A 15,449-nucleotide genomic window follows, 5' to 3' on the forward strand; every position below is an offset into this window, starting at 1 on the left:
CACTATACCTGCAAAATAGAACACAAGCCCCGCTGATACCCGGGTTCCGTAACCCTTTCAGGGCCAAAAAAGCAGAAAAGCCGTGTTCCTGCCGGGAAGGCGGGAACACGGCTTTGACCAGGCGGAAAACTCCACGGACACAGACCGGTCATCAATCGGTCAGATCATCCCAAAGTTCCCGGATCCTGCGAAAGAATCCTGTGCTCTCGGGGCTGGTCTCGCCTCCACCCGCTTCATCAAAGCGGCGCAGAAGATCTTTTTGCTCATCGGTCAGGTTGACAGGGGTTTCAACCTGGGCATGAACAATCATATCCCCACGTTTCGGGCTGCGCAGGACGCTCATCCCCTTGTTACGCAGCCGGAACTGATTACCGGACTGGGTTCCGGCCGGAATCGTAACCCGTGCGCGGCTGCCATCAATGGAAGGAACCTCTATACTGCCACCCAGGGTGGCCGTTGTCATGGTGATCGGCACCCTGCAGTAGATATCGGCACCCTCGCGCTGGAAGATACGATGCGGGCGAATGGTCAGGAAAATATAGAGATCGCCGGACGGGGCGCCCAGCATTCCGGCTTCCCCTTCACCCGACAACCGAATGCGCGTTCCATCCTCGACACCCGGCGGAATCTTGACCTCGAGCGTACGCTCCCGATTTTCGCGCCCGGAACCACGGCAGGAAGAACAAGGATCGGTGATCGTCTTTCCCCGCCCATGGCACGACGGACACGTTCTCTCAACCAAGAACATACCCTGCTGGACCCGTGTACGCCCCTGACCACGACACGTGGAGCACGTTGTTGGTGTTGTCCCCGACTTTGCACCACTGCCCTTGCAGGTTCCACAAGACGTCGCCGTGGAAAGGGTGATCGTGGCGGTCTTGCCCAGAAAAGCATCTTCCAGGGTTATAGACATGTCATAGCGAACATCGGCACCACGGGAAGGTCCCCCGCGCTGACGACCGGCAAAGTTACCGAAAACTTCATCAATAATGTCGGCAAAGCCGCCACCAAAATCAAAACCGCCAAAGCCGGACGCCCCACCGCCACCCTGGGAGAAGGCATCATGGCCAAAGCGATCATACGCTGCACGCTTCTGGTCATCCTGCAGCACTTCATAAGCTTCGGTCAGCTCGCGGAAAGCCTTCGCAATTTCCTCATCACCTGGATGATGATCCGGGAAACAATCCTTGACCCGCAGCCGATAGGCCTTCTTTATTGCCCCGGCATCCGCATCCCGGCTGACGCCAAGAACTTCGTAATAATCCTTTTTGCTGCTCATTGGCTCGCCCTGCAAAGGGACGACCGCCCCGCACACAAAACGGCCACAGGGGCGTGTGCGGGGCGGTCGAAGTCATTCCATAACGGCTGACGCCGCTTCATTGTGTCGGAAATTCCGAACTCAGAGGCATAGCCTTACTTGCCCTTTGAGTCGTCTACTTCCTCAAAATCAGCATCGACAACACCGTCATCCTTCTGGCCCGCAGCAGCACCATCGGCACCACCAGCAGATGCCTGCTGAGCCTTGTACATAGCCTCACCCAGCTTCATGGAAGACTGCATCAGGGTTTCTGTCGCAGCCTTGAGCGCCGCAGCATCATCACCATCAAGAACGGCACGCGCAGCAGCCATGTCAGCCTCAATCTGGGACCGCAGGGAAGCATCGATCTTGTCACCATGCTCTTTCAGGTCTTTGTCAACCTGATGAATCAGGCCATCGGCATGGTTACGGGCATCAATAACCTCACGACGCTTCTTGTCGGCCTCGGCATTTGCTTCGGCTTCCTTGACCATGCGCTTGATATCGTCTTCTGACAAACCGCCGGAAGCCTGGATACGAATCACCTGCTCCTTGCCGGTTGCCTTGTCCCTAGCGGAAACGTTGACAATACCGTTGGCATCAATGTCAAACGTTACCTCGATCTGCGGCACGCCACGCGGTGCGGCAGGAATACCAACCAGGTCAAACTGACCCAGCATTTTGTTGTCAGCCGCCATTTCACGCTCACCCTGGAACACGCGAATGGTCACAGCATTCTGGTTGTCTTCAGCCGTGGAGAACGTCTGGGACTTCCGGGTCGGAATCGTGATGTTCCGATCAATCAGGCGGGTAAACACACCGCCCAGCGTTTCAATGCCCAAAGACAGAGGGGTCACATCCAGAAGAAGGACATCCTTGACCTCACCCTTCAGGACACCGCCCTGAATGGCTGCACCGATGGCAACGACTTCATCAGGGTTCACCCCCTTGTGCGGCTTGCGACCAAAGAAGCGCTCCACCGCTTCCTGCACCTTTGGCATACGGGTCATACCGCCGACCAGAATAACTTCGGCAATATCACCAGCTTTCAGGTCAGCATCCTCCATCGCTTTGCGACAAGGCTCTATCGTCCGCTTGATCAGGTCTTCAACAAGGGATTCCAGCTTGGAACGGGTCAGCTTGACATTCAAATGCTTTGGACCACTGGCATCGGCCGTGATGAAAGGCAGGTTCACATCGGTCTGCGCCGTTGACGAAAGCTCTATTTTTGCTTTCTCGGCAGCTTCCTTCAAACGCTGGAGAGCCAAGCGATCCTGGCGCAGGTCAATGCCCTGCTCCTTTTTGAATTCGTCTGCCAGATAGCCAATGATCCGGGCATCGAAGTCCTCACCCCCCAGGAACGTATCACCGTTGGTGGACTTGACCTCGAAAACACCGTCACCAATTTCCAGAATGGAAACGTCAAACGTCCCACCGCCCAAGTCATATACAACAACCGTACCAGCTTCCTTGCGGTCCAGACCATAGGCAAGGGCAGCCGCTGTCGGCTCGTTGATAATACGCAGAACTTCAAGGCCGGCCAAAATCCCGGCATCCTTGGTTGCCTGACGCTGGGAGTCATTGAAATAGGCCGGAACCGTAATCACGGCCTGTGTAACGGCCGTCCCGAGATAGCTCTCGGCTGTTTCCTTCATCTTGCGCAAGACGCTGGACGAAATCTCACTCGGAGCTCTTTTCTTCCCGCGTACATCAACCCATGCATCACCGTTGTTGCCCTCAACGATATCGTAGGGGACAAGCTCCTGGTCTTTCTTGACTGCCGGATCGCTGAAGCGACGGCCAATCAGGCGCTTGATGGCAAACAATGTATTTTCAGGATTGGTTACAGCCTGACGCTTGGCCGGCTGACCGACCAGAATTTCACCATCCTCGGCAAAGGCGACCATGGACGGCGTGGTACGGTTACCTTCTGCATTCTCGAGAACACGGGCTTCTTTCCCGTCCATAATGGCAACACATGAATTGGTGGTGCCGAGGTCGATACCAATGACCTTGCTCATCGCAATACCTCTTTCTGTGGCAAACTTCACCGGACCCTTTTGTCGGCGTCCCCGAAGTCCCCTTTGGGTTCTGAAAACGGCAGGACCATCGCCCGGATAGCCCCGAATGATCATTTATATAGGGCGACAGAGCAGCCTTTGCAACGCTCCCTGTGCCGACCCGCACCATTTTAGCACTTCAGCGCCGGGGGTGCCAAGAGGGCTACCAGAATACCCGGATACAGCAGTTCCATAGGTAGCGGACGGTCATTGACAGGGACATAAGGACAATCAAGGGGCGTATCAAGCGCACACCCCCGCGTGCCACAGCCATGCTCCCCAGACTGGCCCCACAGGCCTGCCCCAGAATCATGACAGCCCCAATCGACCAGACAACCTTCCCCCCAACAATAAAAACCCCCAAAGCCGCCATGTTGCTTGCAAGATTGAAGGCCTTGGCATGGGCCGTGGCCTGCACCAGATGTTGCCCACGCAGACCAACGCCGGCCAAGGAAAAGAAAGACCCCGTCCCCGGCCCGAACATGCCGTCGTAAAGCCCGATGGCGGGAACAACACCAAATCGGTAGACACCCCGCCCGATACGGGGCTGACACTCCACATCTCCGGCAGAGGGAACCAGGACGAAGTACACGGCAATACCAACCAGAACAACCGGGACAATATGATCAAGAGACCGGACATCCAGAACCTGCACCAAGGTGGCACCGGCCGCCGAACCTACCAGCGATGCCAGAAAAGGAGTTCGTATATCCCGGAAACAGAGCAAGCCAAGACGGGCCATCCCAAGGGTTGCTGTCAGGGTTCCGGCCGATGACTGAAGCTTGTTCGTCGCCAGGGCTTGCACCGGAGGCACACCGGCAAGAAGAAGGGCCGGAACAGTCAATAACCCACCCCCGCCAGCCAGTGTATCCAGAAAGCCCGCCCCCACCGCAACAAGGGCAAGAACAATCAGAACATGGGCTTCCAATTCCAATACAGCCGTCCCTGACATAAAAACCGATCATGTTCCAGCATAGCCGGGCACGAAACCTGTGTCGCGGGGTTTCATCCTGAGGGACAAGGCGCTATATCAAGCCTGTCTCTGGCAAGAGATCAGAATGACAACAGCAGCGGCGTGGATACGGAACAATGGGTGCAAACCTGACAATGGATGAGCTGGTGGAGAACTTCTCCTTGTTCGACGACTGGGAAGACCGCTACCGCTACATCATCGATCTGGGACGCACACTGGAACCCTTCCCTGAAGAAAGCCGGACCCGCGAAAACAAGGTGGAAGGATGCATCAGCCAAGTCTGGCTGACCCACCGGATCGAGCGTATAGGCGAGGAAGAACACCTATTTTTCACGGCAGACAGTGACGCCCACATCGTCAAAGGTCTTCTGGCTGTTCTGCTTGCCTTGTTCTCGGACAAGACACCCAAGGATATCCTGTCCATTGATGCAGATGCCCAGCTTGCGCGGCTGGAACTGGATCAGCACATCAGCCCGAACCGCCGGAATGGCGTTGCATCCGTTGTTCAGGTTGTTCGATCCGTAGCACGTGACCGGATCGAGAAGGCAGGGAATGAACCGCCTCATTCCTGAAGAAAGGCGCGTTTGCAGACCTAGAAACGCACCAGAACCGTAAAGTCACCCGATGTATACCCTTGGGCAATGCGAACATTGGCCCCGGGGAAGAGACGCACGGCCCGGCTCTTCTCCGTATCCGGGTCACTGTACCACAAGGTCTGACAAGAAGCAGAACGCCGTCCGTCCAGGATATTGAAGGACAAACCGCGCCGGGATACACGGGCCATGGCCAAGCACAAGGCTTCGACCCACGCCTCCCAATCCTGGCTTTCCATATCCAGGCGCAGCCCGAACACACCGGATGCAACGGTGTAGTCAGCCATAAACGATGGAACAGCCGAACGAACAAACCGAGCCTTGGGGTGAGAAATACGGCGACAGGCTGCATCCAGCATCTCGGAGCTGATGTCGTACCCGGTGTAAGAACCGCCAAGAACCCGCCATCGCCACCCCAACCAGAGCCACAGCGCACCATACCCGCAGCCAACATCGTTGAGGCTGATCCCGCGACGCCAGCGATCTGAACCCATAATTGACAAAAGAGCACGAAACCTTGCCGCTTGATGGCGACGACCACGCCATAAGACCGCTTCGGGAACGGGACCGGACTGCCGGAGCGTGAAATCATAGCTCCCGGCGATTCGCTCCAGAACCGTCGGGTAGCCGTCTGCAGAAAGGGCTCCAAGGCCGGACTGCAATATATCCGGATTCGTATCCTTCACCTGTTTATCATGCCATGCCTTGAAGCCAGAAACCAGCCAACACACTGCATCTCAAGGTGCTTTCCTCTCTTCCCCTTGACGGACACTTCATCTGTGCCGAAATTAAGGACAAGGAGATGCCACACACATGGATCTCTGAGGCCGGGTGCCGGAATTCCGGGCCCAATGCGACTTCGGGATACGCTCGAAAGGAGGTTCCCTTGACACGCCTGTCTGTTTTCAACAGCCCGCTTCTACTTGGCTTTGACCACGTAGAGCGCGTCCTTGACCGTGTTGCCAAAAGCTCGGCAGAGGGCTATCCACCCTATAATATCGAGCAAACTGGCGAACACTGCCTGCGCATCACCTTGGCCGTGGCAGGCTTCCGCGAGGAAGACCTCTCCGTCACGACAGAGGACAACCAGCTTGTGATCCGGGGGCGCCAGTCCGCAGATGACGGCAATCGTATATTTTTGCACCGTGGCATCGCCTCACGCCAGTTCCAACGCAGCTTTGTCCTGGCTGAGGGCATAGAGGTGGTTGGTGCTTATATGGATAATGGACTGCTGCATATCGACCTCCAGCGCCCTGTTCCAGAGCCGGTTATACGCCAGATCAAGATTGGAAGCGGCAACCGGGATCGCAGTAATCAAACACCGCAGACGCAAACAATCGACCTTGCCCCCCAGCCCCGCAAGGACCGCTAAGAGCAGGAGATTGGCTATGAGCAACGACCGCCATCACAAAAAGCCACCGGCGGGATCGCCGGAAACGGGCACATTCCCCGGCAAGCCGGTTTATGTCCGCTCTGTCGAAGTATCCGGACGCCCCCTGTGGGCCGTATTCAGCGACGAGGGAGAACACTTGGGCCTGGCGACAAGCCGGGCTGTAGCCTTTGCGGCTGCGGTCCAGAATGACCTGCAACCCCACAGCGTTCACTAACCAAAGGCCATACAGCCTGGGTTATAGGGCAAGCTGTATGGCCAAACCACTGGAACAATCGCACAGGAACCATACGGATTCGCCCGGTAAAGAGAATCATTCCTCTCGTTAATTCTGGAATTCGACACATATACAATGTTAGGATGCAAAAATCTCGACGCTCCTGAAGGGAGTCCGTGATGTTTGGCCCTGACCCCTTTATGCGCGAAGCCCTGTCCATCTTGTCCGGAGCCGCGACGTGGCATGAGTTCCGGTCAAGTTTGGTCGAGCGCGGCTTGGACAAACGGCTTGACCCGGATGCTATGATGCTTCTGATCACAGCCTGGAATATGGGGCAAGCACAAAAATTGACAGACGCCGCGCTGATCGAGGAACTAGACTTCTGGGCCTCTGGGGGAAGTTTCAAAACCCATCTGAATGGTTGGCAGGCCATCTCACCAGCCGCCTTGGTCGAAGAAGCCGGACGCAGAGGGTGGTTTACGAAACGCATGACCAGCAGTGCTGTTGTCAATCCGCCGGATCATGCCCCGATCGTCATCCGCAGCTTGGATACCATTGCGGTTCCACCACCGGCCTGAGAATCGCTACCAATAAGCGATGGTATAAAAAAAATCTTTCCTAAATTGTTAATCCGTATCGACTTTCCGGCAATATGCCTGCCTGTAATTTTCTGGATCCCGGGGAAACAAAAACACAACACACAGATTTATAAGTATATTTCTAATATTTCCTGTTGCCCGGAACATAACTCAGTGACAGGATGTCAGCATAAGAACGTGCATACGTATATAGTATACACGCAATTAACAAACAAAACACGCTGACCAACCCGATGAAACAAGGACAGTATCCATGGCCCGCAGGCTGCCACCTCTGAACGCACTGCGCGCCTTTGAGGCCGCAGCGCGGCTGGGAAGTTTTGCCCGGGCTGGACAGGAATTGCATGTAACCCCAACAGCAATCAGCCATCAGGTCAGAGGCCTCGAGGATTTTCTTGGCATCAGTCTGTTCGAACGCATGCCACGTGGACTACGCCTGACAGAAAAAGGACGCGCCTATCTGCCCGAATTGACACGGGGCTTTGATCTCCTGTCACGGGCGGGAGAGTACCTGCATACAAGCGGCCTGAAAGGACAATTGACCATTACGGCGCCAGCCGACATGGCGCGACACTGGCTTGTTCCACGTCTTGCAGACTTTCGTCGCCGTTGGCCCGGTATCGAGCTTCATCTGTCGACAGGAGATATAAAGTCAACAGCCCATGCAGAAAGCCCCGCCCTTGGCATCCGCTGCGGGCAGGGAACCTGGCCAGGAGTACGTGCCACCTTTCTGATGAATGAGCAAATCCTTCCGGCAGCCGCACCTGTACTTGCTGACAACGGACATCCCCTGAATGACTGGTCAGATCTGGAGTACCATACACTTCTGCATGACACAGGAAGATCCCCCCGTGAGCCATGGCTGCAGTGGAAGCCTTGGCTTGACATGGCTGGTATCCATGTAGCCGATCTGCAACAGAGCATGTACTTCACAGACAGCACAGCCCTGACCATGGCCGCAATCAGGGGACTGGGGATTATGCTGGCCAGCACAGTCCTGACATCCGAACCACTGCGCAGCGGAAAACTGGTGCCCCTTTTCGGCATTTCGCGTCCCGTCAATAATGCGTATTATATCGTTACATCCGGTGCACAACAGATTGCCCCTGCACAGGCGGTCTTCGCGCAATGGCTTCTGGAAATAACCCGATCTGATTCTGTAGAGTTAGAGATACGGGAACGCGCTGTTCCAGCCTGAGTCCAGTCAGGCGTCTTCGATTGACTGGCGTACAGCGACGGCTGCAACCCAAGGACACAAGGCAAAAGCTCCACAAAGCAAGGAACCCAGCATCAGCAAGGGTGACACAGACGGTTGGCCGACCAGAACGGTATCAACAGTCGCAACACCAAACACCAGGACAGGGACGTACAGCGGCAATACCAGAAGCGACAGCAGAACACCGCTGCGTCGAGAGCCCAAGGTCAAGGCAGCACCAACCATTCCAATCAGCGAAAGAATGGGAGTTCCCAGCATCATAGCCAAGAGCAGCATACCCAGGGCTGATCCATCAAGACCCAACAGCAAAGCCAACAAAGGCGTCACAGCCACCAGCGGGAGCCCGGTTGTGAGCCAATGCGCCAATGCCTTGACCAGGACAAGAAGTGACAAGGGGACGGGGGAGAGGGTCAGCAACTCCAGTGATCCATCATCGTGATCACCCGAGAACAGGCGATCCAGAGACAGCATCGATGCCAACAGCGCCACCACCCACAAAACACCGGGGGCAACACGCGCCAGAAGATTGGCTTCCGGCCCTAGGCCAAAGGGAAACAGAACGACGGTCAGCACAAAAAAGACAATAACCGTCACGCTCTCGGTTCCTTGGCGCATGGCCAACCGAACATCACGGCACAGGACAGGCCACAACCGACTCACCGTAACACCTCTGGATCATCAGATCGTGCGGCCAGACTGGGGGCATAGTCATCCAGACGAATGACACGGGCATCGGGCACATCAAGCTCAGTATGCGTCGACAAGACAATCGCCCCACCACGTGCACGATGAGCCGCGATAATCTTCTCCAGGATATGAACAGCACCGGCATCAAGGGCTGTGGCCGGCTCATCCATCAACCAGAGCGGAGCAGAAGACAGAACCAGCGGCATCATGGCAACACGGCGACGCTGACCGGCTGAAAGGAAACGCCCCGGCAAATCCAGAAGGTGGGAAATACCCATATAGAGAGCCATTGAGTCCACAGATGGCACTGTCACCACCGGCTCGCCCAACAAACGGCACCAGAATACGATATTCTCGCGCACGGTCAGGGCCGGCTTCAGCGCATCAAGATGACCAAGATAACGAACAACAGAGTGAGAGCTGTTCCTGTCCTGATCAGCCTGACCCCACTCCAGGCAACCACTGGCAACAGGGAGAAACCCGGCCAACATCCTGAGCAAGCTCGACTTCCCGGATCCATTTGGTCCCAGCAAAAGAACCGCATCACCGGACGTGACATGAACATCAAGATGACGAAATACCATGCGCCCGCCCCGCTGGCAGGCCAAAGCCTTCCCCCTTACGTCCAAAGCCGGAAACGGAGGGCGGGAGACATGAAAATCAGGCGGTAGAGTATGACGGCTCATAGGACTGGACCATACCAGAAAGCCGGCAACAGGAATGAAAAAACAAACAGAACCGGCAAAGGAAAGCGTTGTATCTGTCGTGAAGATCAGAAGCCAACCTCCACGACAAACACAGCGCAGAAAAACTCAAGCCCTCACGGCACGCTTACAGATAGGGTGTTTGATGCAAACCAGCATGATCATCGACATAGGAATCACCAAAACCACCAAGCGCATCACTCTCCAGCGACGTCAGGGATGAAGCTTCACCCGCCATACCCCCTCCCGCAGAGGACGAATGTGAGTCGCCTACGACATAAGTCAACTGTTCATCTGGCTTGACATCGCTTTTAACCTGCGCACCGGGCGGTGAAAGGTAATGATCCCAGGCAAGATGCCTATTCTCGGCATCACGGTTGTCGTCCGATTCTTCCCGTGCCGGAGACATCTCATAAGCCTCGTCCACAGACCGTTTCGTTCTGGAACCGCTCGATGAAGACGCTGCCTCCTCCCCAATCGTTATCGTTTTTTCAGCAGTATAAACACGCTTGGAGGCATTATCCCCTTCCTGCGCAGCAACCCGATACTGAAGCTGACCAGATCCTTCAAGATAGAGATAGGGCCTCCAGCCTGCTTCAACCTCTGTCCAGCCATCAGAAGTTTCTTTGCCAAGCTTCTCAAACTTACCATTACGCAGATAACCAACGCTCATGCCATCATCAAGCTTGAACTGCAAAAATAGTTGCGGGGATTTATCGACTTTTGCTGGACTAACAGCGTTGAACACATCCCCTATCGCAATGGGATCGGCAGAAGATTGACGTGTCACATCTATAGGCTCAAAGCGAGGAAGATCCGGAACCGGCTCTACCGTAACCTGGACCGTGGCATCGCGGCTGTCACTACTCAACGAGGCACCTGTCTCCCTCTCGGTCTCAGTCGACGTCGCCCTGACCGTCGCCGTGAAAGCGCCGCTCCAATTCTCCGGCGGGCGCACCGCAAGCGTCGTATAGTCCGTACCAGCCGGAACATCCAGGGACGCACCTTCACCGGTGGATGTCAGATCACCCCCGGACCCTGCCTTCAGCGGCGTAAACACGTTACCGACCAGCGTCCCGAGGACCGCACCCTTGGGCAAGCCCGACACACTCACAGAAAGGATCTCCGACCCGTCCGGGTCAACAAGGGAAACCGACTGAATACCAAGGGAAACCACTTCGTCCTCATCAGTCGTCACAGACCCCAATCCGACATCCAGGTGCGGTTTATCCGCCACCTGTTTGATGTGAACCTCTATTGTGTCTTCAACAGTTTTTACAGCATCCAACTCTTCACTATCCGGGCGATACATTTTTTCCCGGGCCTGTGCCGTAACCTTCAAGGTAACAACACCACCAAAGTGGGGAGCCGGGCGCAAATAAACGCCGTTCTGCAAAGCATCCACATTCAGAACCCACCGTCCGTTGGGCATGTTACCGGCAAGTACGTTGCCATGCTCGTCGACCAGTATGCCAACGGGCTTGCCATCCTTGAGCAAGCCATCAACAACAACAGAGAGGACTTCAGACCCGTCGTTGTCTCCCAAACTTGCCTTGATGTTCAAAGGAATCAATGCAGGATTGCCATTACCATCATGCTCTGTACCTGAAAGAGGGTCCTTGGGCACGACGAGCGTCGGCATATCAGCAACCGGATCAACAGAGGTGGTCACCTGCAGCAACGTCTCCTTCTCATCAACGCCATCCTTGGTTATCGCCTTGACAACAAAGGATACAAATCCAGAGAAATCTGCGGCAGGCTTTATGCCCAAACCTTTCAGCTGCTCAAGCGAGAGGTTACTGACATTCACAGACTGCCCTGCGCTATCGACGAACGTAACCTTGCCGTTATCACCTTTCATTTCAATGGACAGGGAGCGAATTTCCTCTGATGGATCCAGCTTTTTGGCATCCAGCCCCAAGGGAATAAATGTATCTCCTTCCTTACCGGCAGACGGATTGGCGGACAGTTCAACACCATCTACAACCGGCTTGACATCAAACTCTACCGCCTGCCGGGTTTTTATCGGTTGACGACCTGCAATTGTCACAACCCCTTCAACGTATATCGGCAGAGGACCCGCATAATGTTCCGCCTCCTTGACAGAGGGATCACGGATCACGGAAAGGTGTGACAGGTCACCGCCTGGTACAACATAGGACGTGTAGCCGGGATTCTTCCCCTTTTTCGCGAATTCCGGCAGCTCCTTCTGGTTCTCGCCATAGGGCTCAACCTTTGACAAAGGTATATGGTCTGCCAGCAGAAAGCCCCTGGGTACCAAGATCACCGCACTCAGCGAGGTGTAGGAACGCAGGGGAGCATCCGTAACAACGGATACCCCTGACAAAAACAGGGGACCATCTTCCATAGCCACCAGAGCAGCTTTGTCCTTGATCTGAACTTTCGGCTGGGGAACCTCCTCTCGTTGTATTTTATTATTTCTTGACCGTGAGACATAGCGTGATGCCAGAGAGAGACGATTGCCTACCATACCACCAGATGCCCCTCTCACCCCCGGAGCCTGCCAACTCACAACGACCTCAGGTACTTCAACCCGGCGAATCGCGTCAGAGGACGTTCCTTCCTTCTCGACCGCAATAGCCTCAATCTGCAATTTCAGCTTGTTATTATCGTCAAGTACGCCAGGCGGCGCCCAAACCTGGATGGCCCCGGCGCGAATAGAACCATTAACAGGATTGCGCAAGCCATCAATGACCTGTGCATCCAGGAACCAGCTTCCCTCACCATTGTTGTGGCCAATCACATTATTCGCACGGTCCAGAAGGACAGCGCCGGGCTTCATACCAGATATGACAAGGTGAACAGCCTCAGACCCGTCGGATACATAAATCTTTCCATCAACAGACCCCTCTTTCCTGATTGTAGAAGGATCGTTAGGTTTCGCTTCACGCGCCTCACCGCTGCGCAGAACAACATTCAGACCGGCAGCTTTCCCAATATCAGGCAGCTGTGCCGTAGGTGTTCGTGCTTGGGACACCTCGACAACAGGATCATCAGCCACAGGGACAACCTTCAATTCCCGCTTCAGCTCAAATACCTGACGCGTACTACCTTTCCCCGGATCTCCATCATCCAGCGTGAAGGTCAAGGCATAAGGGACACGGTCCCCTCCAAGGTTGGTGCGATCACCTTTTGGATCCAGCAAAAGCTCGCTGAAAGATACAAGGTTACTATTTCTTGTAACCTCCTCAACATAGCTCCCAACTGTCTCATCCCAGACCAAGCGCTTCAGATGCCCATTTCCTTCCCTGACATAAACATCGAAATCTTTCATCTCTGTCGTCAAGGAGACAGCCGAAACCTTCTCGGAGCGGTCAGGATCCAGTGGGGTAGCTGTCAGAGGAATAACAGCCCACGCGTCTTCCTGGGCATTCTTGGGCAAGGGTAAGAAAGATGCCGCCAGATCCTGGTTAACAGAGGGCTTGGATCTGTCAACGGGTTTGGGCAAGAGAATCTCGGGCGATGTATGGCCACCAGCATTCTGTACAACAGTACCATGGACAACAGGCCCCCCCCCCTCTATCACCAACTCAATGGGTTGAGAGACAGGCCCTTCAAAAGGAATATCGGGCACAGGCTCTACCGTAACCTGAAGGATATGCGACTCAACCCGGACATCGCCCTCACGCTCTGTAAAGACAGCCTGCACCGGAATTGAGACAACCCCGGATGCATCAGGCCCCAAGAAGAGCGAAAGACTTGCCAGAGCACCCTTCCCAACCGCAAAATGATGTGGTTGACCGGGCAAAGCCACCAGATCCGAAGACCCACCGGCACGCAGCTCATAATGCGGATAATTCTTGAAAACGCCGGATAAATCCAGATGATAGCTGACATCTTCGGACCTGTCCGTATCACGGGAGCTCACTTGGTCCAGTCTCAGAGCTACAGGCTCATCTTCTTTACCGGTACGCTTGTATGTTTGTCCCGGTTCTCCAGTACCATCCGCCACACCACGAACAGAAACACGAACAGAAGACACAACCTCGCTGAACTCTGCGGTACGGCTTTCTGTCGACCGTATAACGGCCTTCAGTTCAAAGTCCTCATCAGAGTTTGCAGGTGCCTTCACAGCCAGACTCCTGTGCTCTTCGCCAGAAAGCTCCAGAAGGCTGGCCGGATCTTCCATAACGAGCTCGCGCTCTGTTCCATCTTTTAGATAACGAACAGACGTACCCTCCGGGAACCCGGACAAAGTAACCGAAAGAATCTCGGACCTGTCCTGGTCCGGGCTTGACCATGACAACCCAAGGGGTATCCAGGTGTCTTCATCACCCGAAACATGCACCGAATTATTGTTCGGTGCATCCGGAACGGGCCTAACATCAAACCAAAAAGAAGACCGTAACGTTGCCCAATCAGAAATACCGGGGTGATCCCTGTCAGACTCCTTGAAAAGCTGTCGCGCGTCACGAATATAAGCCAAGACCTCGATCTTTTGCTTATCCGGCAAGGCCGCATGCTTAGGCAACACCCAGGAAAGACCCTGAATACTGACACGCCCAGCAGAAGGCTTAGAAAGACCTTCAGGCAGCCTCCAGTCAATCACACCACCACTTGGTCGAATGACATCGGAAGATCCCGGAGGACGCAGGGCAACGCCATTAGGCACATTTTGAAAACGCAACACCTCGACCTTCTCCGAGGTATCATCATCTTCCAGATCCAATGAAAGATTGAAGGCAAAGGCATTTCCGTTTTCATCCTCGTTCCCACCTACCGAATCAGGAAGATGAAAGGCCTTAACATCATCAGGGCGGGGCAATACATCAAGACGGCCATGCACGGTAACCTGCTTGGCAATGCGACCTGTCACAGGCCTCAGCGTAAGACCAAAGGCAACATCAAGATCCACATTTTCCACATTGTGCTTCGGCGTCTTTACCGACATGTCTTGGATGCTGAGAGTCCCGTCATTCCCACGGATGATGCTCTCAACTGGAACATTGACCTTATATTTGTAAGCAACGCCATCAAATCGATATGGATAACGACCCTCTGTCGGCTTAGTGAATGCTCCACCGGCCGTCGTCTTCCACTGACTATTCGCCATATCAGGATCATTGGAATAAATGGCTACACTGCTTACGGAATAATCTGGATTCGAGGACGTAAACATCGGACTCCACTCGAATTCTGCATTCTCAGTTGCTGTCTGGTCCGTGCCAGAAGCATCAACCTGCACATCCGACGAAGCGGCCACAACCTTCAACGTGGCTGACTGGGTACGTTCCGTATTCAGTCTCTCTTCTTTCCATTTGACAGCAACATTCAGATTTTTGGAAATCCGCCCCGTGCCCGGGGGCACCAAATACAGACCATCAAGCTGCATGGATCCAGAGGCATGCTGTGGTACGGGATAGCTGATGGAACCATCACGTGATGGACCCCAGCTTTCACCCGTATTGGCATCGTGCAGTGTCCAGCCGTGAAGATTCTTGAACAGAATCTGAGTAACTTGCTCTGACCCATCCCTATCCTCCAGAGAGAACGCCATACGCAAGGGGATACTCCGATCAGGATGGCTGGCTGTTCTCGTACCATGAGAAAGTTCAAAACTCAGACCATCAATAACCGGCGTCACATTGACCGCGACAGGAACATCAACGGTTTTCGTGACCGCATTGCCACCGCCCTCCGGCGTGTCAACAACCGTCGCCCTGACCCTCGCCGTGAAAGCGCCGCTCCAATT

General features: G+C 54.7%; 12 protein-coding genes. 5 read left to right on the forward strand and 7 right to left on the reverse strand.

Annotated features, from left to right (window positions below):
* Positions 1–151: 151 nt before the first annotated feature.
* From dnaJ to HEQ61_RS09320, 3 genes are all read right to left on the reverse strand, one after another.
* Positions 152–1,279: a molecular chaperone DnaJ gene (gene dnaJ, locus HEQ61_RS09310; protein WP_168020995.1), complete on the reverse strand. Its 1,128-nt coding sequence runs from the start codon at positions 1,277–1,279 to the stop codon at positions 152–154.
* A 134-nt stretch (positions 1,280–1,413) separates the two neighbouring features.
* Positions 1,414–3,318, reverse strand: coding sequence for a molecular chaperone DnaK (dnaK, locus tag HEQ61_RS09315; RefSeq protein ID WP_168020994.1), 1,905 nt, complete (start codon positions 3,316–3,318; stop codon positions 1,414–1,416).
* 202 nt (positions 3,319–3,520) lie between these two features.
* Positions 3,521–4,309, reverse strand: coding sequence for a TSUP family transporter (locus HEQ61_RS09320; protein WP_168020993.1), 789 nt, complete (start codon positions 4,307–4,309; stop codon positions 3,521–3,523).
* Between the two features lie 137 nt (positions 4,310–4,446).
* On the opposite strand from HEQ61_RS09320, the gene HEQ61_RS09325 reads away from it, so the two are divergent.
* Positions 4,447–4,902, forward strand: coding sequence for a SufE family protein (locus HEQ61_RS09325; RefSeq protein WP_209315706.1), 456 nt, complete (start codon positions 4,447–4,449; stop codon positions 4,900–4,902).
* A 20-nt stretch (positions 4,903–4,922) separates the two neighbouring features.
* Here the strand turns inward: HEQ61_RS09325 and HEQ61_RS09330 are convergent, their stop codons facing one another.
* Entirely contained in the window at positions 4,923–5,609 is a 687-nt protein-coding gene (locus HEQ61_RS09330; protein ID WP_168020992.1) for a class I SAM-dependent methyltransferase, read from the reverse strand.
* Between the two features lie 200 nt (positions 5,610–5,809).
* Between HEQ61_RS09330 and HEQ61_RS09335 the strand changes: the two genes are divergently transcribed.
* The 4 genes from HEQ61_RS09335 (at position 5,810) to gcvA (ending at position 8,327) form a co-directional block, all read left to right on the forward strand.
* Positions 5,810–6,295 carry an Hsp20 family protein gene (locus HEQ61_RS09335; RefSeq protein ID WP_245183229.1) on the forward strand — a complete coding sequence of 162 codons (486 nt, stop codon included), beginning with the start codon at positions 5,810–5,812 and terminating at the stop codon, positions 6,293–6,295.
* A 16-nt stretch (positions 6,296–6,311) separates the two neighbouring features.
* Positions 6,312–6,530 (forward strand): DUF1150 family protein, encoded by a 219-nt coding sequence (locus HEQ61_RS09340; RefSeq protein WP_168020989.1) that lies wholly within the window; start codon positions 6,312–6,314, stop codon positions 6,528–6,530.
* Positions 6,531–6,709: 179 nt separating this feature from the next.
* On the forward strand, positions 6,710–7,108 hold the full coding sequence (locus tag HEQ61_RS09345; RefSeq protein WP_168020987.1) for a hypothetical protein: 399 nt from the start codon (positions 6,710–6,712) through the stop codon (positions 7,106–7,108).
* A 274-nt stretch (positions 7,109–7,382) separates the two neighbouring features.
* Positions 7,383–8,327: a transcriptional regulator GcvA gene (gcvA, locus tag HEQ61_RS09350; protein ID WP_168020985.1), complete on the forward strand. Its 945-nt coding sequence runs from the start codon at positions 7,383–7,385 to the stop codon at positions 8,325–8,327.
* A gap of 6 nt (positions 8,328–8,333) precedes the next feature.
* Here gcvA and ccmB read toward each other — a convergent pair whose 3' ends face one another.
* The 3 genes from ccmB to HEQ61_RS09365 form a co-directional block, all read right to left on the reverse strand.
* Complete coding sequence (gene ccmB, locus HEQ61_RS09355; protein ID WP_168020984.1) at positions 8,334–9,005, reverse strand: heme exporter protein CcmB; 672 nt, start codon at positions 9,003–9,005, stop codon at positions 8,334–8,336.
* Complete coding sequence (gene ccmA, locus HEQ61_RS09360; protein WP_168020983.1) at positions 9,002–9,718, reverse strand: heme ABC exporter ATP-binding protein CcmA; 717 nt, start codon at positions 9,716–9,718, stop codon at positions 9,002–9,004. The genes ccmB and ccmA overlap by 4 nt, the downstream gene beginning before the upstream one ends.
* Positions 9,719–9,863: 145 nt before the next feature.
* Positions 9,864–15,254 carry a hypothetical protein gene (locus HEQ61_RS09365; RefSeq protein WP_209315705.1) on the reverse strand — a complete coding sequence of 1,797 codons (5,391 nt, stop codon included), beginning with the start codon at positions 15,252–15,254 and terminating at the stop codon, positions 9,864–9,866.
* Positions 15,255–15,449 lie beyond the last annotated feature (195 nt).

Origin of the sequence: Haematospirillum sp. H4485, assembly GCF_012102745.1 — a bacterium.
Taxonomy (GTDB): domain Bacteria; phylum Pseudomonadota; class Alphaproteobacteria; order Rhodospirillales; family Rhodospirillaceae; genus Haematospirillum.

Coding starts and splice junctions, on each gene's coding strand:
- dnaJ (WP_168020995.1), bottom strand. CDS start 1,279: ATGAGCAGCAAAAAGGATTATTACGAAGTTCTTGGCGTCAGCCGGGAT.
- HEQ61_RS09345 (WP_168020987.1), top strand. CDS start 6,710: ATGTTTGGCCCTGACCCCTTTATGCGCGAAGCCCTGTCCATCTTGTCC.
- gcvA (WP_168020985.1), top strand. CDS start 7,383: ATGGCCCGCAGGCTGCCACCTCTGAACGCACTGCGCGCCTTTGAGGCC.
- HEQ61_RS09365 (WP_209315705.1), bottom strand. CDS start 15,254: ATGGCGTTCTCTCTGGAGGATAGGGATGGGTCAGAGCAAGTTACTCAG.
- ccmA (WP_168020983.1), bottom strand. CDS start 9,718: ATGAGCCGTCATACTCTACCGCCTGATTTTCATGTCTCCCGCCCTCCG.
- HEQ61_RS09325 (WP_209315706.1), top strand. CDS start 4,447: ATGGGTGCAAACCTGACAATGGATGAGCTGGTGGAGAACTTCTCCTTG.
- dnaK (WP_168020994.1), bottom strand. CDS start 3,318: ATGAGCAAGGTCATTGGTATCGACCTCGGCACCACCAATTCATGTGTT.
- HEQ61_RS09340 (WP_168020989.1), top strand. CDS start 6,312: ATGAGCAACGACCGCCATCACAAAAAGCCACCGGCGGGATCGCCGGAA.
- HEQ61_RS09320 (WP_168020993.1), bottom strand. CDS start 4,309: ATGTCAGGGACGGCTGTATTGGAATTGGAAGCCCATGTTCTGATTGTT.